Here is a 23,384-nt window from a genome sequence, read left to right as displayed (position 1 = left end):
AACTCTATCCTTTATCCGGAAACCGGTGCTTTGGAAATAATCAAAACGAGATAAAAGCGGCATTATAGTAAAATAATGCCGATTACCAAAGTACTTCACACTTAGGCGGTGAAGTATCAAACAGTTTTACGCCCTTGACTAGAGGCGAACGCACTATCTGAGCATGAGCGTTCAAAAAAACATCAAGCTGAGCGATAACAACGCCCGCCGCAACTTTTTGCTTGGTACATTAACTGATCGGCTTTTTTCAATAAGCCTATCGCGGTATCACCATCGCGGGGGTAAATCACCACGCCCATACTGACCGCTATGCTGACACTGACGCCTTGAATAAGCAAAGGGCTCGACAGTGCCTGTAGAATATTATCAGCAACTTGGGTTGCAGCATCGAGATCTTGCACACGATTTAGCAGGATTACAAACTCATCACCGCCAAATCGCGCCACGGTATCTGATCCACGGATAACCTTGGTTAACTTTTGGGCAACTTGTACCAGTAATTCATCGCCAATGGGATGACCATATTGATCATTAATTTGTTTAAACCCATCCAGATCGATAAATAGCAAGGCAAAATGCGCTTGCTCGCGCTGATGGGACAGCAAAGCTTGGGCTAATCTGTCATCGAGCAAGGCGCGGTTAGGTAACTGAGTCAAAGCATCGTGATTCGCCACATGCAGCAAACGTTTTTCAGCGACTAATCGCTGGGTGATCTCACGATTTAAGCGGCGATTCACTAACAACACTGCCACCATCACTAAGCACAAAATAATCACGCCAAATACGATATAACGCAGCCATTGCAGATATTTAGCGCTCTCTGTCGCGACAGAAAATGACACCCAACGCGCATAAATTTGCTGCTGATGCTGAGTATCAATCAAGGCTAAGGCTTTGTTAATCAGTGGCACCAGCGGCGCAAATTGAGGATAAACACCAATATGGCTATGCTGATCGGCAAGATCACTCAGCAGCGACATTTTCAGCGTCGGATAGTGGCTGGTTTTAAGTTCGGAGGCCAATGTCACCACTTTATCGATAAACACATCCGCATTACCATTCGTTACCGCCGCCAATCCCGCCTGCGTATTTGGCACTATCACTAACTTGAGTGAAGGTTCCAGACTCATCAATTGGGCCACCAAATGATAGCCCTCGACCACAGCTACCCTTTGTCCTGCGAGCTGGGCAATATTGAATACCGAGACTTGCTCCAATTGCGACACTAATGCCCACGGCGATGGCCAATATGCCTCACTAAACGCTAAACGCTGCTGGCGCTCCGCAGTTTGGGCGACACTGCCGGCTAAACTTACCTCACCCTTTTGCAGTGCGTCGATTAACGAATGCCAATCATCAAAGGCAACGGGCGTGAGCTTAAGTTTGAGCTGTTCCTTGAGTAATTTGACGATATCGCTATTGATCCCCGCAAACTCGCCCTGCTCATTCATAAACTCCATCGGCGGCCACTGCTTTAAATAGCCCACTTTAAGCTCGCCTACACTTTCCACATAGGCTTGTTCTGCAGGGCTTAGGCTGACATGCCGCTCAGCTTGGGTAAAAACATGATCTTTGGGATTGAGCATCCATTTATTTTCAATATCAGCAAACTCTTGATTGCTAATATTGTTAAAGCCATTGGCGATCCGCTGCGTCAGACCAGGATCATCACTGCGAGTCAGCACATAAATGTTGGTGCTAAATTCGAGATCGGGGTACTGGCTAAAGTCAGACCAGCCTTTATTGAGCAGTAAATAATGGGATGTCCATGCACCCGAAGCCACAAAGCCAACAATCTCGCCCGATCTTGCGCCCGCGACCATGGCATCCATATTGTCGTAATAGCGCAGTGCCACATGGGGTAAGGCTTTACGTAATTCAACGAGATAAGGCGCCGTCGGCACCACACCAATACGTTTACCTTTTAAGCTGTCTAAATCGGTCAACTGCTGCTGAAAGAGAAACAAGCGGCTCTTAACTGTATATAAGTGCCAAGCCCGATTAAGCCCCGTTTTGACATCATCACTCTCTGGATAACCAATGTGCGCATCGGCAAGACCTCGGCGCACGTCATCCACACTGGAGTTCATATCGCCAGAAATAAAATCAATGGCGATACCGGTTTTCTCGGACCACAGTTGCCACATGTCCACATACAAGCCATGGGGTAAACCATCGACCCCTAAGTCCACAAAAGGCTCGACGCCCAGCTGCATAGAAATAACAATCCCAGCTTGTTGACGTTGATAACCAAGCCATCGTCGCTCCGTTTGCTGGATAAAGTGTACATCGAGCGCGGTGAAACCTTTATTGATCCTATCGACCAAATCAAGATTGCCTTTTTTGACCGCAGGAACAAATTGCATCGCCTTAATTTGGATACGCGCCGTATTGGGATAATTCGCGGCAATCTCTTGGGATGAAGCGGGATCTTTCAAATAACCTTCTAAGCCCGCAAACACCATAATCTCGCCAGCGGCGACCCCAGCGAGTAATTTCTCACGACTTTCGTAACGTTTAAACACAAGCTGAGGTTCGATACGGTGCAATTCCGCTTCGTGAGACGAAGCCGATACCACACCAATTTGAAAGGGGATCAGTTCTTTAATGGACTTTTTACCCTGCAGGGATTTATGCAAATACAAAAAAGTCCCCACATCGGCGATGGGCTCAGCAAAGTCGAACTCTTGCTCACGCTCAGGGGTTTTCCCCATGCCGATATGCACTTGCGCCTTACCTTGCCGCAGTTGGTCAAGGGACTCGTGCCAGTGGCGCGCCACAAAAATCACTTGGGTATGGCTTTGTTTCGCCCATTCTTTCCATAAATCGACCAGTAGTCCGGTCGGTTCACCATTGTTGTCGACATATTGATAGGGAAAACTATCTTCACCCATAACGAGGATTAATGGCTCATCGGGCAATGGGCTTGCCTGCCCTGTTATGCTCAAAAAACAGCTGCACAAGATCACAATTAAGTGGATCACAAACTTCAAGTTGAGCCCTTAGTACTTGATGTACATGTAACGATTTTGTTATCTATGGCGTATTAGACAAAAATTTATCGCAAATTACCAGTATGAGACTTGCTGCTAATCGATCGGATTCGTTAAAATGCCGGGTTGAATTCCCATGAAAAATCTCAGATGAACGTTTCTCAAGACACTATCTACGCTCAAGCGAGCGAGCATATTAGCGATTTCCAGTTTGATAACCGTGTAGCAGGCGTGTTCAGTGACATGATCCGCCGCTCCGTGCCCGGATATACGCAAATTATCAATACCATAGGCGATTTTGCAGATCGTTTCGTCATGCCAAATACTCAAATTTACGATTTGGGTTGCTCACTCGGCGCCGCGACCTTAAGTATTCGTCGCCAAATCCAAGGCCGTCAATGCCGCATTATCGCCGTTGATAACAGCGAATCTATGGTTGCACGCTGCCAAGAGAACCTGAATGCCTATGTCAGTGATACAGACGTCGATCTGGTTTGCGGTGATATTCGCGATATCGATATTCAAAATGCCTCACTGGTGGTACTCAATTTTACCTTGCAGTTTTTACCGCCAGAAGACAGAGAAACCCTGATAGCCAAAATTTATCAGGGCCTAAACCCCGGTGGGATTTTAGTGCTGTCGGAAAAAATTCGCTTCGAAGATGCCCCGATCCAAACCCTATTGGAAGAGCAACATTTAGACTTTAAACGCGCCAATGGCTACAGCGAACTCGAGATCAGCCAAAAACGCAGTGCGCTGGAAAATGTCATGAAGCCTGACACTTTAACCACGCATCAACAACGCCTAACCAGCCAAGGCTTCAGTCACTTTAGTCTCTGGTTCCAATGCTTTAATTTTGCTTCTATGGTGGCCATCAAGTGATCAGCTTTAGCTCGTTTTACCAACAAATCGCCGATTCAAATCTACAACACTGGCTCGAAACCCTGCCGAGCATTTTAGGCAAGTGGCAACGGGATCATAAACACGGCAACTTGCCAAAGTGGGAAAAAGTGCTCAACAAGCTGCACTATCCTGCACCCGACCAAGTGGACTTTATCGATAGCGTGACCGTCGGTAGCGGCGAGCAACTTAGCCCTGGCGAAAAAGAGAAACTTGAGAACCTACTGCGTCTGTTTATGCCATGGCGTAAAGGCCCATTCCACATTCATGGCATCCATATCGATACCGAATGGCGCAGTGACTGGAAATGGGATCGCGTGAAGCAGCATATTTCACCGCTGAAAAACCGCACTGTGCTCGATGTTGGTTGCGGCAGTGGTTATCACATGTGGCGCATGTTGGGCTCAGGTGCCAAACGTGTCGTCGGTATCGACCCTTCGCCGTTGTTTTTATGTCAATTTGAGGCGGTAAAACGGTTAGCGGGCACACATCACCCAGTGCACCTTTTGCCTCTTGGCATTGAAGAGTTGCCACCGCTCGATGCATTCGACACCGTTTTCTCCATGGGCGTTTTGTATCACAGACGTTCGCCTATCGATCACTTGTTACAACTGCGTGAACAGTTGCGCACCGGTGGTGAGCTAGTGTTAGAAACATTAGTGATAGATGGCGACGAAAACGCCGTACTCGTGCCTCAAGATAGATATGGCAAAATGAATAATGTATGGTTCATTCCGTCCGTTGCCGCGCTGATGCTCTGGTTAAAGAAGTGTGATTTCACCGACATACGTTGTGTCGATACCGATGTCACAGCCCTTGCAGAGCAACGCCGTACCGATTGGATGCCTAACGAGTCACTGGTTGAGTACTTGGATCCTAACGACATCACCAAAACGGTTGAAGGTTATCCTGCGCCCAAACGCGCCACGATTATCGCGGTGAAGAACCAGCCTAATCAGGATTTAATCAGTTGATCTAATATAAGATTTACCGCTAACAGGAAGCACTATGCTTAAGCAACTGCTCGCTATTGTCATTGCCACCACACTTGGGGGATGTGCAATGACAGAACCGACCACCCATGCCACAGTTCCCGTAGATGCAGCCACATTCAATACCCGTTTAGCCCAGCAACAAGACTCGCTGATTGAGGTCATCAATCAGCGATGCCAACCTCAAGATACGGCGCCACTCGTGCAACTGCACGAGCAAGTGCAGCGACTACAACAGCAAGTCGCGAGTCTAGAAACACCCAAAGCTAAAACCGTTGCCGTGCCCAAACAATGCGCCCGCACGCCCTTAGGTGACAAGTTTATCTTAGGTGAAGTCGAAAGCGTGTTTGTGGATGAACTCAACACGTATTTTGCCACCCGAATCGATACGGGCGCTGAGTCTTCCTCTCTCGATGCGCGCAATATCACCCTGTTTGAGCGCGATGGTATTCAATGGGTACGGTTTGAGGTATTCACTCAGGGGGCAAACACTCCGCCACAACAGTTTGAGGCCAAAGTCGTGCGCTTTGTCCGCATTAAACAAGATGCGAGCGAGAAAGAAGATCGCCGCCCTGTGATCCACGCGCATCTTAAAATTGGTCAATATGCTGCAGAAACCGATCTCAACCTCACCGACCGCAGCCACCTCGATTATCCGTTACTACTTGGACGCAAGTTTATGAAAGACATTGCCGTAGTCGATGTCAGTCAACGTTATGTCCATGGCAAAGTAACACACCAAGTAACCTCGGCGCAGTGAGCACGCTTTGAACTAAATGGCCGAACTCAAGAGGCGTAAGAACCAACAGCGATGAATGTCAAAGCTAAGCGTCAGGCGTTGACTTTGTATCAGCTTTGGTATCAGTCACACCGCTCACAACGACAACTTAAAATTATCAATTTTCAATAACTTATTTCGACAACTTAACACGCAAAAAAATAGCTCAGCCAACGCAGGCGTAGTGACTATCACACTAGTGACTATCACACTCGTAACAATCACATCTGTTTTTTAATAGACAATCCCGCGTTGGCATAACACTGAATAGACGTAGCACTAAGTTACCAAACACTAAGTTGATCCAATACTAAGTTGTCCTAACAAGAAGGATCCATAATGCACTCACGCAACCCTTTCTATATCTTGGTGGCAGTGCTCTTTATTGTCGGCATCGGCGCCAGCATTTACCGCGGCGTCGAGCATAACGTGCCCTTTTTGCCCGGTAAGCAAGTTCAAAGCTGGGCCGTGGAAGCCAAAGTCAGTTTTCAAGGTACGGGTGAGCCTGCAGAAGTGTCTTTCTCTTTACCGCAAGATCCTGCCTACCAAGTGCTGGTCGAAAATGCCAGTTCACCGGGTTACGGTTTAACCATCAATCATAATGACAACGATCGCCGCGCGGTTTGGTCGATACGCCAAGCCCTAGGCACACAGGATTTATATTACAAAGTGACACTGGTGCCGACAGGGCATACCGAAATATCAGCGACTCAAACACCCGCAGCGCCCGAAGCCTATTTATGGCCCGCGACTGAACAAGCCGCCGCAGAGCAAGTGATTGCAGATGTCTGGACTCGCAGCGCTAGCAACCTCTCCTTCGCCCAACAATTGATGGCATCGATAACCGAGCATAAACGCAGCCAGAATGTAGAGCTATTGCTCGCAAGCCAAACGCCGACCCAACTGTTTTTACACATGCTACACACTAAGGGCATTCCTGCTCACAAGGTCAGCGGTTTGTATTTAGAAGATCAACGCCGTCGACAGCCCTTATCGCCCTTTGTTGAAGTCTTTCACGACGGTCAATGGATACTGTTTGATTTAGTCAAAGGCAAACAAGGTCGCCCCCAAAACCTACTGCTGTGGGAGCGTGCAGGCCACTCAGTGCTCGATGTCATGGGCGGCGTTAACTCGCAGGTGAACTTCGCTATGCTGCAGGACACCCGTTCCGCCCTTGCGACGTCCATCGACATGATGATGAACAATAATGCGCTCGATTTCTCCCTCTACCAATTACCCCTTGAGGAGCAAAGCCTTTTTAAAGGGATCTTGCTGATCCCCATTGGTGTGCTGATGGTGGTATTTTTGCGGGTGATGATTGGCATTAAAACCTCAGGGACTTTTATGCCAGTATTAATCGCACTGGCCTTTATTCAAACCAGCTTACTCACCGGATTAATTGGTTTTTTGCTTATCGTTTCCTGCGGACTCGTCATCCGTTCCTACCTATCCCATTTAAATCTACTGCTAATCTCACGGATATCGGCAGTGATCATCGTGGTGATTGGGATCATCGGCGTATTCACACTGCTTTCCTACAAGTTTGGTTTGAGTGAAGGCTTAACCATTACTTTCTTCCCGATGATTATTCTAGCGTGGACCATAGAACGTATGTCGATTCTGTGGGAAGAAGAAGGTCCGAGGGAGGTCATGCTCCAAGGTGGCGGCAGTTTGATGGTGGCCACCTTGGCCTACCTCGCCATGAACGCAAGCTGGGTACAGCATTGGGTGTTTAACTTTCTCGGGATTCACTTAGTGATCTTGGCCTTAGTATTACTTATGGGGCAATACACAGGTTATCGCCTGCTCGAGCTCAAACGTTTTAAATCATTGGCGGGTGCATAAACGTGGGGTTCGCATGGCCGTGGGAGCTACGCAAAAATGGCGTGCTTAATATGAACCAACGTAATATCGATTACATTGGCCGTTACAATCCGCGTAAATTTTATAAACGCGTCGATGATAAGTTGATCACTAAACAACTGGCACTAGCAAATGATATTGCGGTTCCTGATCTGATTGCGGTTGTGTGCGAACAACACGAGATAGCGCATATCCCTGAACGTATCTCAAGCCGAAGTGGATTTGTCATCAAACCCGCCAAAGGCTCGGGCGGCAAAGGCATTATTGTGATCACTAAGGTCGATAATGGGCGCTACTTTAAACCCAGTGGCCACGAGATCAGCCTCTCTGAACTTAACCGCCATGTCTCCAATATTCTCAGTGGGTTATTTTCGCTCGGCGGTAAACCCGATGTTGCCATTATCGAAGGCCTAATCGAATTCGATCCTGTGTTTGAAGGCTATAGCCATGAAGGAGTACCCGATATACGCTTGATTGTTTTTAAGGGATTTCCCGTGATGGGCATGCTGCGTTTATCGACTGCGGCATCCGACGGTAAAGCCAACTTACATCAAGGCGCTGTGGGTGTAGGCGTTGACATTGCCTCGGGAAAAGGGTTACATGCAGTGCAATTTGATAGACAAATTGAGTTTCATCCCGATACAGGTAAAAAACTCACCGACATCATAGTGCCCCATTGGGAAAGCTTGCTCCATACAGCTTCCAGCGCCTATGAAATGTGTGAAATGGGTTATCTCGGCACTGACATGGTGTTAGACCAAAGCAAAGGCCCTTTACTACTTGAACTCAATGCGCGCCCGGGACTGGCGATTCAGATTGCAAATGGAAAAGGTATTTTGCCTCGTCTTAAGCATGTTGAAGCCATGTCGTCTCATTCCATGACAGTTGCAGAACGTGTTGCCTATGTTAAAACCCACTTTACTGGTTAGCCTGCTTGGCTTAAGCCTTTATGCTACGAATGCCGCCTATGCGGCGCCAAGTCCTGTTCCCCTCTTGGTTGAGCAATGTCTGCGTTTACCAAACATTGAGCTCGCGTCAGCCTTCGCCAACGCGCGCTTAACGACGGCGCAATTAACCTTGGCCCAGCGCGCGCTTATTTTTGAGCAACAGACGATTGGGCTTAATAATATCAACGACAGGCTCAACTATTATCGTGGGTTTAACTTACCGAGTGAAGAACGCGAAGGTTTACTGCAATGCCAGTTACACCTCGCCGATACCCTGTCGCAACTTCTCAACCAAGCAGAATTAAGCCAACTGGCTTACGCCTTAGCCCAAGGTAATGCTGAACAAATACTGTTGAGCCAACAGCTTAAACACTTGCTACAACAGCATTGGAGCGCCGAGGAAAAAGCGAAACTGCATACGGCGCAGGCCAGCATAGGCCAAGGGTTAGGCAGCCAACAATTTAGTCTTGCCTTCAATGACAACCAATGCCAACCCGAAGCGACTCAGCAGCAACATCATCTGCATAAAGAAGAGGATAAAAGTGACGAGCCGAAGCGCAGTAGTGCAAAGCAAAGCGATTTTTCGGGCACTATCGTCAGCTACTTACTGACACAGGAAAACGCCGTATGTCGCCAAAATGTATGGCAGGCTTACCAAGCCAGAGCGAGTGAAACCAATCAAACGGCATTACAGCGAATTGCAGAGCAGCGCCAACAAGCCGCCACTGCCGCAGGCTTTACCGATTACAGCGCATTAGCGCTTAGTTCGCAGCAGTTATCATCCCCTGAGTTGGTCAAAGCCTTTCTTGATAGCCAAACCCAAGATTTGCAAGTGGCTCCCTGGGATATTGGACGTACACTGTCACAACAAGCATCAGCCAAAGGCCCCACATGGCAGACCTCAGACGTCTTGAGTCGCAGCTTTAGTTATCTGCAAGTGTTTGGTTTGCAGTTTGAGACCATAGCAACCGCCAACGCCGAGAAAACACCAACCGATCCTAATCGGCCGCATATCGTCAGGGTCTACCACCAGCAAAGATTGTTGGGTGAAATCTATGTGGCGTACAACCATAATCCACAGCAAAGTAGTCAACAGCAGACATTGCGCCAAAGTGTACTCGGCCAGCAATTTGGACAACAGGCGTTGGATCTTAAGCCGCAGTTGAGTAACTACAAAGACATTGAACAGTTAACCGAATCCATCGCAGAAGCAGTGACTTCCCTTGCTAAAGCGAGCCATTTCTACCTCAACAATGCCATGGGGCAGAGTCAGGATAGCCATTTTGTGGCGAGTCTCTGGTTAGCTGAAGTGCTGCGCCATCAACTCTTTCCGCAATTTGAGCAAAGCTATTTACAAGAGCGTGAAACACTGGCTAAAGCTTATTCGAAACAGCTCAAAGTCTTTCGCGCTAAGGTTGCAGTCAACTTTTATCAAGATGTAAATTCACAAGTCTATCCGGATCTCGGTGCAGAGTTTAGTGCTAGCTTCGGCCAAAATTGGCCGCAAACCAAGGATTATCCCTACAGCTTCAATGCTATCGCCAACGAAGGGCCGCTCTACTACCAATCGCTCTGGCAAGTATCGTTAGCCCAGCTGATTGATCAAGCAACATTAGGCTGCCAAGACAAACTTCAATTATTCAATTTGTTAGTCGTCAATGAAGACGCTTTAAACGTAAGTGAACAATTGAATGCCATCATTGGTGCGCCCGTTGATAGCGCTTCGCTGATCCAAAGGATCTCCAATAGCGCCGCTTCGGAGCATACTGGTAATTCTGACAATCAAGCTTTCAACGCCACAGGTTCTTGTGCATTTTAAGAGTCAATGCATAAGCTGTGTTTGTGACTCGCTCGGGCGCAAACACAGTTAATCGTCATGATTCGCCTCTCTATCCCCTCAATAACTTAGCGCGAGATAGCTAGCTGTATGTCGTGAGAATGACTGACTCTATGTTATTTAATTGAAAAAGTCGTAAGAAGTGGCCACTATAAGCCTCAATCTATCGTTTTATTGAGATTATAATGACTCGAGCTAAATCTACCTTAGAACAATGGCGTATTTTGCAAGCGGTGGTCGATTTTGGCGGCTATGCCCAAGCGGCCGAAAAACTCAACAAGAGTCAATCGTCACTCAACCATGCGGTTGCCAAATTACAGCATCAATTAGGTATTGAACTACTCGAAGTCAAAGGCCGTAAAGCCTATCTCACCCAGCAAGGCGAAGTACTACTGCGCCGCTCACGGCATGTCACCCAAGCCGTCAACGAGTTAGAACAACTTGCGAGTAATCTCGAACAAGGGTGGGAGCCGACACTCACGATTGCCCGTGAAATTATCTATCCGATGGAAAGCTTAGTGTGTGCCCTCAATGCATTTCTGCCCCACAGCCGTGGCACTCGCATCATCATGCTGGACTCAGTGATCACCGGCACCCAAGAGCTCATTCTTCAGAGCAAAGTTGATATTGCTATCTGTGCAGGGGTGCCGCCCAAAGGGTATTTATCCGAACCTTTATGTGAACAAGAACTCTACCTCGTCTGTCATCCAAGTCACCCACTCGCTGACTTAGGTTCGATTGAAGACGATAAGCTACTGGCACAGTATTTACAGTTAGTGATCAAAGATACCGGCGTGCAATCCAATATCGACATCGGCTGGCTCAAAGCTGAGCAGCGCTGGACAGTTTCTAACTTCCACGAGGCAAAAGTCATTTTAAACCAAGGTATTGGTTTCTGTTGGATCCCGTCTTTTTTAGTCCAAGAGGAATTGGCTTCGGGCAATTTAGTGCGTTTACATCTTGATGGTAGTCAAAAACGCCGCATCATGTTGAGCCTAGTGATCCCTAATAGAGATCAACAAGGACCAGCATCCAAACTGCTTGCCTCTTTGATTTTAAAACAGCATGGAATTGAACCGACAAATAACAATTAATAGCAAGATAACCAAACGAGTTCTCAATTCGAGTGAGCAAGACGCTAAGAGCCTAGTGCTGACGCGGGCTTAGTGCTTAGTGCTTAGTGCTTAGTGCTTAGTGCGAAAGAATAAATGCAGAGAGGTTGCGTCAAAAAAGAGAATGAACAGCAGAATGGGCATAGTTACAGCCTAATCTTACACACTAAAGTCAACATAGCGCGCTGGTTGCTGACCCAAGTATTGCGACTGAATAAATCCTGCTCCTTGCGATGTATTATCTTCAACACTTGACTCACGCTGCAGTGACGCACTGCGATTCTCACTCGCACTGATGCTTGAGGACGGCTCGTTTACCTCGTTGATATCTTTTGCTGCCAGAGTTGGCAGAACAGTAGTGGATTGCGCATTATTAGGCAGCTCGTTTACAGGGGCTAGATTAGAGGGCTGAATATTGACTTGCGGCGTTACGTCAGCACGGACTGAAGGTCCAATACTGGCTTGTGCAACAGCGGCATAATAACGACTTGCGGTACTATCGGGTCTTGGAATAAAACGGGTCGCTAAATCAGCAGCAGTTGATGCTTCTCCAAATGCTAAGGTTGCAGTCGGTGGCTCAATGGTTTCCACTGTCGTTGGCGTATTGACTGAGCCGCTGGTACTCGATGTATTAGACGGAGTTTCCGAACTAATACCAGAACTTGTGTCAGTCGTCGCAGCTGTTTTGGCCGTCTGCGCTTCAACCCTTTGAATGAGCTTATCGACTGCATCTGATACTGGTGTTGAGACGGCATTTTGGGGCTGAGAGATATTCCCTGACTCATCGACGTTCCCCGTTACTACGGGTGTGTGTTCTTGCAACGGCGGTAGCGCTTTAATCTGCGCATCGGCGCCCACTAAGGTTTGGGTTGTTTGCAAGTCTACAATCTGTTGTTGCCGCTCTTCAGCAAGCTTCACCTTTGCTTCATTCATTTTTTGCAAAGCTTCAGCGGCAACGCGAATATCCGCAGATGAAGGATCAACCGGAGCCATTGCCGCCGCGTACACTTGCTTCATTTTGTTTATTGTTGCGAGTGGATCGCCTCCGACAGCAGAAACATCGATCTGCACTTCACCATCGGTGGCATAACGTTGGCCATCGGCGCCCTTCTCATACTTAAAACTCGGACTCTGAGCGTATTGCCCGCCGACGGTAGCATGAGCATGTTCATGGGCTTTAACCTCAGAATCTCTGGCCTTAAGTGAATCAACCTGTTGTTGCTGTTGCGCCTGCGCTTTTTCTTGGGCTTGCTTCACTTGCTCCTGAGCTTGCTGTGCCTGTGATTGCGCCTGTGATTGTTGCTGCTTTGCTTGTTCCACTGCTGCAGCTTGCTGTTTCTGCGACGCTTCTTCCTGTGCTTGCTTTTCAAGCTGATTATCATTTTTAGCAAAGACATCGGCTAAGGCTTGCTGACGATCATCGGGGTTAGACGCTATAGCAGGATCTTCTACCTGACTAACTTGAGCCTTAGCGTCACCGAAAACCTGGGTAAATTGTTCCAACACTGTCGGTTGAGCAACTTCATTGCGAGCGGATTGATCTGCTGCTTGTGCAGAGTTTGACTGCTCAACAGTTCCCGCAATCGCTGCTGAACTATTACTACTACTTATATTTCCAGAATTTCCAGAATTTCCAGAACTGTTATTTACAGAGCTATTATCTAAAGACGTAGAGGAGTCAACTACCGCTGCGCCAGTAAAAACAGTTTGTGGCCCAAACACTGCGGCTAAATCAGGCGTTATTGGAGAAACACTGCCCGTACTTGATGGATTAAAAGCGGGAAGATCTGTGCTACTCGTGCCAATTGAAGAACTCGGAGGCGTAAAAATATTAGCGGGAATACTGCTCGTGACACTAAGACTCGGACTTGTTGTAGATAAGGCGTTTGCGCCAAGGCTACTTCCTATAGTACTCGTGATTGATGAAAATGCCGAAGTCGACACAGGTGCTGCAATTTGTCCCCCACGCACACCAGAAATGGATCTTGGCCCCGTTAATAAGCTAAAACTGGCATCGGCATGTAAACTCGCCCGATCTTTTAACCCATTGACTTGAGGAAGATTGACCTGAGGAAGAGTAACCTGCGGCCTTGATTCAGCAAAAGGATTGGCCTTTAGTGCTTGGCTTGCGCCGTTAACCGCTGGTAGTAAAGGCGTAGCAGCGACTGAAAACGGCGCTTTTACAGCATCAATACCAGCGACATTTGAACTTATGGATGCCGCCGTATTTGTCCCGTTGAATAAAGGCGTTGTTGATATAGCTGCAGGCGTTGCAGAAAATATTTGAGCGCTCGATTGCAATGAACTAGCAGCCAAAGAACTCGCATTAAAAGACACATTTGGTGATGAGTGCAGAGATTGGGAAACGTGAGTTGCTAATGAAGCAATAGGCGCGGCTTGAACCGGAGCGGTTGAGGTTCCAGTAAAATGTGGTTCATAGGCACCACTCGCTTCAAATTTTGCGGAGCCTGCAGTGTGAGCGCTGGCTCCTTGATAAGTGCTATTAGCTTGAGTCTGGCTTAGATTCGAGCTTAGCGTCTTATCATGTGCCGAAAATGAAGAGGATGGCGCTCCAACCTTAGGTGATAGCGCCACAACCGACATAATATTTACACCTTAATATTAATGATCGAACCTATCGTTTCTGAATCAGTTTCAATCACTTCTGTTGAGGCTTCACCTTGTCTTAATGACTCATTTGCTGCCAGTAATGCCGAGGTTTTATCGGGCTGGGCAACATCTCTGGCAGGCTCAGCCGGAGTTGCACTTTGCGTCTGTGTAGGTTTAGCCACATCTATCGTTGCTTGAGTGAGCCCAGATTGAGCACTTTGCAAGCCTTGCAGACCGGATGAATAAGCAGATTGGATTTGCATAACGGTATTCCTGCACGCTGTGATTAATGGGTTAATTATTGACCAGTAACGTGCAAAAGTACAGATTTTATCTGCATTCTCAGCATTTATTTACGGCCAGATTTATCCTGTGATCCAATTAGCTTCCCAATCCTTAAATACGGGATTAAAACCCTGCCGTTGCATCTGTTCGATAACTTGCTCGACACTGCGATCATCGCTTATCTCAAATTGATCGAGTTGACTGTCAGGCGCTTGATAGCCGCCCGGTTGTGTCGAACTGCCCGCACTGATTTGAGTAATCCCAAGTGGTAAAAGATTATCCCTCAGCTCAGGGCTTTCCCTTGTCGACATGCTGATGTCAAGCTGTTGATTAAAAATTCTAAATGCGCAAATCATTTGCACTAAACCTAGATCCGATAGCATGACTTTTGGGGTGATCCCGCCAGTACAAGGCCTTAACCTTGGTAGCGAAATACTAAAGCGGGTACGCCAATAGCGTCGTTCTAAATAGTCGAGATGATATCCCATCATTAACGCATCTAAACGCCAATCATCCAGCCCCAGTAATACCCCAAGACCAATTTTATCGACGCCCGCCGCCGCAACTCTGTCCGGTGTTGCTAAACGATAGGCAAAATCCATTTTTTTACCTCGAGAATGATGACGAGCATAAGTCTCGGGCTGATAGGTCTCTTGATAAATCATCACAGCATCTAAACCTAGTGCGACTAACTGGCAATAATGGTCCTCACTCATGGGCTGGACCTCCATCGCCAAATGGCTAAATTGCTGCTTTACCAGCGGCAACATTTGCTTGAAATAATCGATACCAACCTTAGTTTCATGCTCACCCGACACCAGTAAAATAGAATCGAAGCCCCTATCTTTGATAATGGCCATTTCGGCCATCAACTCCAGCTCATTCAAGGTCTTGCGTTTGAGTTTGTTACTCATGCTAAAGCCACAGTAATCACACTCATTAGCGCACAGATTCGAGACGTATAGCGGTAAATACATGCCCAGATTCGCGCCAAATCGCTGCCGCGTAAGCGCAGCAGAGTGCTGCGCCATGGTTTCGATATAAGGTTCCGCCGCAGGTGATAACAAGGCCAGTAAGCTACGTAAATCCCCTGCTGGACTCACTAACGCCCGCTCGACATCTTGGGCTGTGCAAGAATACAAATCGAGTAACAGTTTATCCCGTGGGATCTTGGCAAATTCCGCTACAAAACTCATTGGTTTAAAAATCCTGTTAGAGGACTAGTATGTACCGCGCCCGTTTGTACTCGGCCAAGCCCAGCTTCAAAGGCCCGTCTGCCGCATTGCACCGCCTCTTTAAAGCACTCGGCCATCACTATCGGCGACGCGCTGCTAGCGATGGCGGTGTTGACGAGCACCGCATCGGCGCCCAGCTCCATTGCCCGCGCAGCCTGCGAAGGTGCGCCAATGCCGGCATCGATCACCACAGGCACCCGCGCCTGCTCTATGATGATTTTTAAAAAGCTTTCAGTGACTAAACCTTGATTACTGCCAATCGGACTCGCCAGTGGCATAACCGCGGCGCAGCCCACTTCTTCTAAACGACGGCACAGCACAGGATCGGCATGCACGTAGGGCAATACGATAAAGCCTTTCTCACAGAGAATTCTGGCCGCCTCTAAGGTTTCTATAGCATCGGGCATTAGGTACTTAGGATCCGGGTGGATTTCGAGCTTAATCCAATGAGTTCCCAGCATTTCACGGGCAAGCTCAGCCGCAAACACCGCTTCCTTGGCGTTTCTCGCCCCCGAAGTGTTAGGCAATAGCCGTACACCCGCTTGACGTAACGGCGTGAGTAAATCATCAAGCCCCATTTTAAAATCAATTCTTTTCATCGCAACTGTCACTAACTGCGATTTTGAAGCCGTTATCGCCTCAAGCATCACTTGGCTATTGCTGAATTTTCCCGTTCCGGTAAATAACCGTGATTCAAACTCCACATCGGCAATCGTTAACATACTAACCTCCCGCTACAGCTGAAAAAAGTTCTAATTTATCTTCATGTTGGCAGAGAATCGATTGCCAGCGGTTGCGCGGAACCACCTCTGCATTCAACACGATAGCGACCGAATCGAGGGTAATATTTTGCGCGAGGATCACCGCCGCGAGTGAAGTCGGTTCCGTTAATGGCTGCGGGACATTATTTATGTGAATTAAAATCATATCAAACCTTCATGCTCTATAGTTTGCTGGGCTTATCGGATGATGAGCGTACCTCTTTTGGACCACACACATCACAATGGGGATCCCGCGTTAATATCGCCGCTGTCCATGAAAGTGATTTAGCGTCGAAGCGCCAAAAACGCCCCAACAAGACATTTTTCGATTCATCGCAACCGCTATCCACATTCAACAAGAGCTGCATGGCCACCAAAGATTGCATTGACGCCATGACGCCTACGCTCGGCCCGAGTACGCCTTGGGTACTGCAGCTCTGCGACACTCTCGTCTGTGCGGGGAAAATACAGTGATAACAACCACCAGAGGGGAACAGCATTTGGTCGACCGCGAACAATTGGCCGCTAAATGCCGCGATTGATGCGCTGACTAAAGGTAAAGCCGCTTCGATACAGCGGCGATTAATGGCTTGGCGAGTCGCGAAGTTATCTGTGCAGTCAAGCACAAGTACTCTTTTACCTTGTTGTTTTAATTGTAAAACCTCAGCGAAGTGATGAGCTGATGTCTCAGCACTAAATGCTGTTTCATGGGCAGTAACAGTGCACTGCGGCGCTAAGCCTTTGAGCTTTTGCTTGGCAACTCGCGCCTTATTGAGTCCAATATCGGCATCGTTGAATAACAATTGTCTTGGCAGATTCGATACTTCAACCTTATCCATATCGATTAAGGTCAAGTTGCCAATGCCTGCACAGGCCAGATATTGCGCCGCCAATTGCCCTAAACCGCCAAGACCGATAATAACAACGCTGGCGTCGACCAATTGCAATTGCCCAGCCTCACCGACTTCAGGCAATAAGACTTGCCGAGAATAACGCATGAAATCGGCATCACTGAGTGTATGGCCGCAGTGTTCATTGTCGCTGTGTATATGACCGCAAAGAACCTCTGCGTGACCAAGCGGTGGTTTTTTACTCATGCTTAGCACCCAACTCATGCTTTACAGCCAGTTCTTCAGACAAGCTACATTGCTCCCAAGCTTGGCTCAGCTCTGCAAACGCGGCTAACGGATCCTTAGCTTTCGTTATTGCGCGCACCACAGCAATATTGCCAACCCCTGTGGCTTTCACCTTTGCCAGATTTGCTAAGTCAATACCGCCAATGGCGACCAAGGGATAATGATCTTGGAGTAACGCCACATAGTGTTTAAGTTTTGCGAGCCCTTGGGGCGCCGAAGGCATTTGCTTCGTTGTGGTTGGGAATATATGCCCAAGCGCTATGTAGGATGGCGAGTATTGGTGCGCCAATAACAGCTCGAAATAACTGTGGCTGGATATACCAAGCGCGAGCCCCGCGGCTTGAATGGCCGCTAAGTCGGTAACGGCGAGATCTTCTTGGCCTAAATGTACCCCAAAGGCATGGTATTTTATCGCTAACTGCCAGTGATCATTGATAAAAATCTGCGCATTAAAATGCTTACCTAAGGCAATGGCCGTTTGAATTTGTGCTTCTAATTCGGAGCCAATTAACTCAGGTTCGCCTGACTTAGATTTGCCTGACTCACATCTACCTAGCGCAGACTTGCCTAAATCAGATTCGGCTAACTCTGCAGTAGTTAATTCGCTGATGCCGGTTTTTATCCGTAACTGCACAGTTTTAACGCCTGCCGCTAATAAACTTTCCAGCATGGTTAAGTCACTCACCACAGGGTAAACACCAAGATCGGCATCGAGCACTTTAAAACCGTGGGATAAAATATTTTGAGGTGGCGTCGAGGCTATTCTTACCTGAGCGGTTGCCTGATCTGTTGCGGATAAAACTGTTGCAACTAAATCATTACCAACATCAAGGTGTTGGTTGAGTTGATAACTAATAAAATTGCCATCACACAGATTTATCTTGGCATATCGGGACAAGTTATTAGGCCAACCCGTACGGGCCAACGGTCCTGGACCTTGCCCTAAACCAATCGCCGCGCTTAAGCCTTGACTCACATAGGCTTTGGCAACAACCACCGCATCTTGCAATACAAAACCTTGCGCTAACACGGCGGCAATGGCCGATGACAAAGTGCAGCCGCTACCATGATTATGACGGGTATTAACCCGCTGGCTGGCTAACCAGAAACGCCCATTTTGATGCAGTTTAGAGCTCGCGCGCACTTGACGACAAACCAGATAATCCTCGGCAAGCTCAAGATCCCAGCCATTACTCTTGTAAGCGATATCATGAGCGTTAGTCTGAGTTTGAGCATGAGTATCATCAAGAATGTCAGTGCAACCAAAGCTCACATCGCCCCCTTTGGCGAGCACACTGCAATCAAGGCTCTGGGATAAAGCCAGTGCCGCGGCAGCGAATTGCGCTTTCGTTGAAACATCACTGTGAGTTAACCGCCCAAGTTCAAGCACATTGGGCGTGATAAGTTCGATTAAACCTTTGAAAGGCTTAAAATCTAAGGCTGATTTGGCCGCACTTTTTATATCCTGACAGTTATCGACTGCTAATGCATCGCCACAACTGGCGACCATCACAGGATCGACAATCACAGGCACAGATGGATAGTGGATTTTAAAACTCGCGATCCAATCTGCCAGCAATGCCACTTGAGTTTGATCTGCCAGTAAGCCGATTTTAATTGCTTTGGGTGGCAAGTCGGAAAGTAAAGTCGTCAGCTGAGCCATTAACATCGCCGCTGATACGGGCTCGACTAAAGTGACCGCCACTGAGCTTTGCGCCGTCACTGTGGTGACCACACTGCAACCGTGACAGCCCAAATCTTGAATTGTCGCCATGTCCGCCTGAATACCGGCACCGCCGCCACTGTCTGAACCGGCTATGGTCCAAACAAACGCGGGACGCTCAGTATTCATGGGTGCATTATCCCCATGAATACCCAACATAATTAGGCTTCCTCAGCTTCGGCGACAAGCTTGTCTTTCGCGTGATAAATCGCGGCGCCCGAAGCAGCAAATTGTGCCGATTTTAGCGCCATTGCCGCTTCCAACTCCTGCGGCGTCTTGACTGTGACTTGCATGGCTTGGGCTGCCGCTTCAACTTGATCCGCCTTCGCTTGTGCCGCCTCTAAGCCAGCGGCATAGGCGCGCACATCTTGGGTGATTTTCATCGAACAAAATTTAGGGCCGCACATAGAGCAAAAATGCGCGACTTTAGCAGATTCCTGCGGTAAAGATTCATCGTGATAAGCACGTGCGGTTTCAGGATCGAGTCCTAAGTTATATTGATCTTCCCAGCGGAATTCGAACCGCGCCTTTGCCAGCGCATTATCACGAATTTGCGCACTCGGATGACCTTTCGCCACATCGGCGGCGTGGGCGGCAATCTTATAAGCAATCAAACCTTGCTTAACATCTTGTTTATTCGGTAATCCTAAGTGTTCTTTTGGCGTGACATAACACAACATAGCGCAGCCGTACCAAGCAATCATGGCCGCGCCTATGCCGGAGGTGAAATGATCATACCCAGGTGCGATATCGGTGATTTGCGGGCCAAGCGTGTAAAACGGCGCCTCATCGCAGTGAGCTAACTGCTTGTCCATGTTCTCTTTAATGAGCTGCATCGGGATATGTCCCGGCCCTTCGATAATGGTTTGTACGTCGTATTCCCACGCGATTTTGACTAGCTCACCTAAGGTTTCAAGCTCTGCAAACTGGGCAGCATCATTAGCGTCGGCAATCGAGCCTGGACGCATACCATCACCTAAAGACAGGGATACATCGTAGGCAACGCAAAGCTCACAGATCTCACGGAAATGGCTGTAGAGGAAGTTTTCCTTGTGGTGACTCAGGCACCATTTGGCCATGATTGAACCGCCGCGGGAAACGATCCCAGTAACGCGTTTAGCCGTCATCGGCACGTAACGAAGCAGCACACCAGCATGAATAGTAAAGTAATCAACACCTTGCTCAGCTTGTTCAATCAAGGTATCGCGGAACACTTCCCAGGTTAAATCCTCTGCCACGCCGTTCACTTTCTCCAGCGCTTGATAAATCGGCACTGTGCCGATGGGCACTGGCGAGTTGCGGATGATCCACTCGCGGGTCTCGTGGATATAACGCCCCGTGGATAAATCCATTACCGTATCTGCGCCCCAACGGGTTGACCAGACGAGCTTTTCCACTTCTTCCTCGATGGAAGAGGTCACCGCAGAATTACCAATATTGGCGTTCACTTTCACCAGAAAGTTACGCCCTATGATCATAGGTTCGGCTTCTGGATGGTTAATATTCAGCGGAATAATCGCGCGGCCACGGGCAACTTCGGCGCGGACAAATTCGGCGGTAATCGGTTCGCCGACTAAGGCACCAAAGGCTTCGCCCTTGGCTTTACGATTGAGGATTTCATCCTGTACTTCGGCAAGTGCCATGTTCTCACGAATCGCCACATATTCCATTTCGGGCGTGATAATCCCTTGACGGGCATAGTGTAATTGGCTAACTCGTTTGCCCTGCAGCGCTCTGCGTGGGCGGACAATGGCACTCGAACCCGCCTCAAAACGCAGATGGTCTAAACCGTCGTCGGCGAGTCTTTGTTGGGTAAAATCTGAGGTCGCGCAGGGTAATTGCTCTGTATCATTGCGGGCTAGGATCCAGTTTTGTCTTAATTTACCAAGACCTAGACGCACATTGATGTCGGCCTCAGGATCGGAATAAGGTCCGGCGCAATCGTACACTCGGATTGGCGGATTTTTCTCCATGATAGGCGCATCATCTGTTCCGCCCACCAGCGTGTCAGTCTGCAGAATGTGTCGCATGCCAACGCGAATATCGGCACTTGAACCTTCGAGATAAATCTTTTGTGAATTAGGATGTTGCAGTGGCGCTAACGTATCGATAAAGGCTTGGGCCTGCGCGCGGGTTTCGCGGCGACTCGGCGCCTTAGGCACGATCGATTTATTAGGCACTGTCGATTTATTAGGGATTGTCGATTCTGGCGCTGTGATTTCTATCGCATTGGCAGCTACAGCTGGGTTTTGGTTTGAACTGGACATAAGCAATCTCACGTTAAAAAATGGAGTTGCTTGTCTGGAGAATTGAGTTGTTGATAGCTGGACATGGCAATCAATTTTTGTGGCCAACACTGGCTTCAAAAATTGAGTTACCCTGCTCAATAACAATTAAATCTAAACATTAAGGCTTAAAACACTGCTGAGTAAACAGGTGTTAAAGCCGTCTATTTTTGCGATTTAATGTGTGTTATTACGCTTGTTTCCTTCGCAGGTTTTAACCTGATCAGGTTCAACGGATCCCGAATAAACGGTCTCAGCCAAGAGGCACTCCGACAAGATGAGTGCGCAGTATAGACAGAAGCGGCAGCAACAAACAAGGAAAAAAGTAATTAAAAACCTTAACTACCAATCCAAAATAAAGATTCATAATTTGTTGTTTTTAATTAAGTAAATTAAATTAAACTAGCAAAGTTGTGATTATCGTGAAAATAGATCATAAAAGAAAGTCACTATTTATGGGGTTTGAGCATCATTTTGTTTAATCGAGATTGAATGGCATCATCAATAGCTTGATTGATTTTTTTGCCACTGCAGTTAATGGGAAAACCTAAATTTTCGGCGTTAGGATTAATTTGTGTCCCCAGACGGACGACGCGATAACAAGTATCCCCTTTACGCACAATACGATTTGGGTCTAAGGGTAAATCTAGACTCGTTGTGCCACCGAAATCATCGGCGTTAGGGACAAATAACACTTCCATCTCAGGGCTCATTTCACTCATATTCGATTTCCGGGTGAATTTATCGGCCTGTTCAATGACGAGATCATCGAGCGCTTGCTCGCGCTGACGTTCAAAATATTGCTGGGTGAATAAACTCATGCTTGAGCTTGTCGCTATTGTGCTCTCACCTTCTGCTGCGGACGAACTCTTAGCGCCAAGCTGCGGCTTTATTTCTGTGGTATCAAGCGTATTAGTTGGTTTTTTTGCCGTCACTTCCGCGGACTGTACTTCACTTTGGGCACTTGATTGAGATTGGCTCGATTGAGTGATGTCCGGTTTAACCGTATCTGGCTTCACTTTTTCCGACTCTACTTTTTCAGGCACGACCTTTTCAAATATTGGCATAGGCTTAACTTGAGTTGCAGGCGTGGGAACAATTGTAGGCGTAACAGAACTTGTCATCTCAGTCTTATCCTCGGCCTTGATCTCTGTTTCTAGCGCAGCGCTTTCAGCCTTCTCTACCGCGGGAGCATAAATAAAGTAAGCTTTAAGCGCCGTTACTTTAGGGCCCCGGCTTTCTGTTTCCGTTAATCCAAAGGGATTTAACTGTGGGCGCCACAAAATGCAGATAAGTAAAAATAAACACGCATGCACTAAGAGCACAAAACAAAGCAGACTTAATCCTTTGAAATACGGCTGACGAGTACGTAACCCCAATCCTTGAGCACGGGTTTGTATTATCCTAGACAGTTCAGGTTTGGATTCAGACTCAGCAACCAATTTATCTTGATGTTGATCTTGATGTTCAGCATGGATTTCTTGCAGTACTAAATCTTGGGCTTTAACTTGAGCTATGCCTTTGATGTCATCCTTAGAGGCTGAATGGTCTGCACCGCGATTGAACGCTGACGGCTCGGCATCAGTGGTAAAAACAGGCGTTTGAGCAGTATCCAGATCACCGAGGTGATGATCAAATGCAATAAAAGTCTCGCCTTCTGGCGATGTGACCGAAAAAAGCAAAGCACTATCAGTATCATCTCCAATCGCTATTGCTGTAGGAGATACTGTCAATAAAGGCGCGGCTTTGGGTTGACGTTGAAAAGGCAAAATCCATCCTTAGGTTTTGTGTAGTCTCAATTGATTTCGATGATGCTTAACGTGGAACAATTGCACTCAAATCCAATATCGAGTTGCTGAATATTGAAAGAGAATTATCCAATGATTGCATTTACTTGCGAGTGCTCAACGCAGATTAGAGGAGGCAA

Annotated in this window: 17 protein-coding genes and 1 riboswitch; of the genes, 7 read left to right on the top strand and 10 right to left on the bottom strand. The window is 47.8% G+C overall.

What is annotated here, in order from left to right:
- Positions 1-182: 182 nt before the first annotated feature.
- Positions 183-2,993, bottom strand: a complete 2,811-nt coding sequence (locus MO387_RS12090) for a transporter substrate-binding domain-containing protein (RefSeq protein ID WP_107947667.1) — start codon at positions 2,991-2,993, stop codon at positions 183-185.
- 150 nt (positions 2,994-3,143) lie between these two features.
- Between MO387_RS12090 and cmoA the strand changes: the two genes are divergently transcribed.
- The 7 genes from cmoA to MO387_RS12055 all read left to right on the top strand — a co-directional run bounded on the left by cmoA (position 3,144) and on the right by MO387_RS12055 (position 11,404).
- A complete protein-coding gene (gene cmoA, locus MO387_RS12085; RefSeq protein WP_006081747.1) occupies positions 3,144-3,875 on the top strand; it encodes a carboxy-S-adenosyl-L-methionine synthase CmoA in 732 nt (243 codons plus the stop codon).
- A complete protein-coding gene (gene cmoB, locus MO387_RS12080; protein ID WP_107947670.1) occupies positions 3,872-4,867 on the top strand; it encodes a tRNA 5-methoxyuridine(34)/uridine 5-oxyacetic acid(34) synthase CmoB in 996 nt (331 codons plus the stop codon). Before cmoA ends, cmoB begins: the two co-directional genes overlap by 4 nt.
- Before the next feature lie 34 nt (positions 4,868-4,901).
- Positions 4,902-5,645: an ATP-dependent zinc protease gene (locus MO387_RS12075; protein WP_107947672.1), complete on the top strand. Its 744-nt coding sequence runs from the start codon at positions 4,902-4,904 to the stop codon at positions 5,643-5,645.
- Positions 5,646-6,002: 357 nt separating this feature from the next.
- On the top strand, positions 6,003-7,508 hold the full coding sequence (locus MO387_RS12070) for an inactive transglutaminase family protein (RefSeq protein ID WP_107947674.1): 1,506 nt from the start codon (positions 6,003-6,005) through the stop codon (positions 7,506-7,508).
- Positions 7,509-7,510: 2 nt separating this feature from the next.
- Positions 7,511-8,455, top strand: a complete 945-nt coding sequence (locus MO387_RS12065) for an alpha-L-glutamate ligase-like protein (protein ID WP_107947677.1) — start codon at positions 7,511-7,513, stop codon at positions 8,453-8,455.
- Positions 8,430-10,292, top strand: coding sequence for a M3 family metallopeptidase (locus tag MO387_RS12060; RefSeq protein WP_107947679.1), 1,863 nt, complete (start codon positions 8,430-8,432; stop codon positions 10,290-10,292). Before MO387_RS12065 ends, MO387_RS12060 begins: the two co-directional genes overlap by 26 nt.
- A gap of 203 nt (positions 10,293-10,495) precedes the next feature.
- On the top strand, positions 10,496-11,404 hold the full coding sequence (locus MO387_RS12055; RefSeq protein ID WP_006081753.1) for a LysR family transcriptional regulator: 909 nt from the start codon (positions 10,496-10,498) through the stop codon (positions 11,402-11,404).
- Between the two features lie 177 nt (positions 11,405-11,581).
- Here MO387_RS12055 and MO387_RS12050 read toward each other — a convergent pair whose 3' ends face one another.
- The 9 genes from MO387_RS12050 to MO387_RS12010 form a co-directional block, all read right to left on the bottom strand.
- Positions 11,582-14,026 carry a putative metalloprotease CJM1_0395 family protein gene (locus MO387_RS12050; protein WP_107947681.1) on the bottom strand — a complete coding sequence of 815 codons (2,445 nt, stop codon included), beginning with the start codon at positions 14,024-14,026 and terminating at the stop codon, positions 11,582-11,584.
- Positions 14,027-14,031: 5 nt separating this feature from the next.
- Positions 14,032-14,295 (bottom strand): hypothetical protein, encoded by a 264-nt coding sequence (locus MO387_RS12045; protein WP_006081755.1) that lies wholly within the window; start codon positions 14,293-14,295, stop codon positions 14,032-14,034.
- A 102-nt stretch (positions 14,296-14,397) separates the two neighbouring features.
- Positions 14,398-15,513 (bottom strand): 2-iminoacetate synthase ThiH, encoded by a 1,116-nt coding sequence (gene thiH, locus MO387_RS12040; RefSeq protein ID WP_107947684.1) that lies wholly within the window; start codon positions 15,511-15,513, stop codon positions 14,398-14,400.
- The gene (locus tag MO387_RS12035) at positions 15,510-16,274 is read right to left on the bottom strand and encodes a thiazole synthase (protein ID WP_012089303.1); all 765 of its coding nucleotides are present in this window, start codon (positions 16,272-16,274) and stop codon (positions 15,510-15,512) included. Before MO387_RS12035 ends, thiH begins: the two co-directional genes overlap by 4 nt.
- Position 16,275: 1 nt before the next feature.
- A complete protein-coding gene (gene thiS / locus MO387_RS12030) occupies positions 16,276-16,479 on the bottom strand; it encodes a sulfur carrier protein ThiS (RefSeq protein WP_012587571.1) in 204 nt (67 codons plus the stop codon).
- 16 nt (positions 16,480-16,495) lie between these two features.
- Positions 16,496-17,410 carry a HesA/MoeB/ThiF family protein gene (locus tag MO387_RS12025; RefSeq protein ID WP_107947686.1) on the bottom strand — a complete coding sequence of 305 codons (915 nt, stop codon included), beginning with the start codon at positions 17,408-17,410 and terminating at the stop codon, positions 16,496-16,498.
- Complete coding sequence (locus MO387_RS12020) at positions 17,403-19,331, bottom strand: bifunctional hydroxymethylpyrimidine kinase/phosphomethylpyrimidine kinase (protein ID WP_242326312.1); 1,929 nt, start codon at positions 19,329-19,331, stop codon at positions 17,403-17,405. Before MO387_RS12020 ends, MO387_RS12025 begins: the two co-directional genes overlap by 8 nt.
- Before the next feature lie 2 nt (positions 19,332-19,333).
- On the bottom strand, positions 19,334-21,439 hold the full coding sequence (thiC, locus tag MO387_RS12015; RefSeq protein WP_234420946.1) for a phosphomethylpyrimidine synthase ThiC: 2,106 nt from the start codon (positions 21,437-21,439) through the stop codon (positions 19,334-19,336).
- Between the two features lie 201 nt (positions 21,440-21,640).
- A riboswitch (TPP riboswitch) is annotated at positions 21,641-21,739 on the bottom strand.
- Between the two features lie 167 nt (positions 21,740-21,906).
- Entirely contained in the window at positions 21,907-23,226 is a 1,320-nt protein-coding gene (locus MO387_RS12010; protein ID WP_107947691.1) for a hypothetical protein, read from the bottom strand.
- Between the last annotated feature and the right edge of the window lie 158 nt (positions 23,227-23,384).

This window comes from Shewanella sp. N2AIL (assembly GCF_022690845.1).
Lineage (GTDB): Bacteria > Pseudomonadota > Gammaproteobacteria > Enterobacterales > Shewanellaceae > Shewanella > Shewanella baltica.
This window is presented reverse-complemented; position numbering and strand designations above follow the sequence as displayed.

Excerpts from the sequence above, each read along its gene's own strand:
- MO387_RS12025 (WP_107947686.1), bottom strand. The coding sequence starts at position 17,410 with ATGAGTAAAAAACCACCGCTTGGTCACGCAGAGGTTCTTTGCGGTCAT.
- MO387_RS12035 (WP_012089303.1), bottom strand. The coding sequence starts at position 16,274 with ATGTTAACGATTGCCGATGTGGAGTTTGAATCACGGTTATTTACCGGA.
- MO387_RS12075 (WP_107947672.1), top strand. The coding sequence starts at position 4,902 with ATGCTTAAGCAACTGCTCGCTATTGTCATTGCCACCACACTTGGGGGA.
- MO387_RS12050 (WP_107947681.1), bottom strand. The coding sequence starts at position 14,026 with ATGTCGGTTGTGGCGCTATCACCTAAGGTTGGAGCGCCATCCTCTTCA.
- MO387_RS12055 (WP_006081753.1), top strand. The coding sequence starts at position 10,496 with ATGACTCGAGCTAAATCTACCTTAGAACAATGGCGTATTTTGCAAGCG.
- MO387_RS12070 (WP_107947674.1), top strand. The coding sequence starts at position 6,003 with ATGCACTCACGCAACCCTTTCTATATCTTGGTGGCAGTGCTCTTTATT.
- thiS (WP_012587571.1), bottom strand. The coding sequence starts at position 16,479 with ATGATTTTAATTCACATAAATAATGTCCCGCAGCCATTAACGGAACCG.
- thiC (WP_234420946.1), bottom strand. The coding sequence starts at position 21,439 with ATGTCCAGTTCAAACCAAAACCCAGCTGTAGCTGCCAATGCGATAGAA.
- MO387_RS12045 (WP_006081755.1), bottom strand. The coding sequence starts at position 14,295 with ATGCAAATCCAATCTGCTTATTCATCCGGTCTGCAAGGCTTGCAAAGT.
- MO387_RS12020 (WP_242326312.1), bottom strand. The coding sequence starts at position 19,331 with ATGTTGGGTATTCATGGGGATAATGCACCCATGAATACTGAGCGTCCC.
- cmoA (WP_006081747.1), top strand. The coding sequence starts at position 3,144 with ATGAACGTTTCTCAAGACACTATCTACGCTCAAGCGAGCGAGCATATT.
- MO387_RS12060 (WP_107947679.1), top strand. The coding sequence starts at position 8,430 with ATGTTAAAACCCACTTTACTGGTTAGCCTGCTTGGCTTAAGCCTTTAT.
- thiH (WP_107947684.1), bottom strand. The coding sequence starts at position 15,513 with ATGAGTTTTGTAGCGGAATTTGCCAAGATCCCACGGGATAAACTGTTA.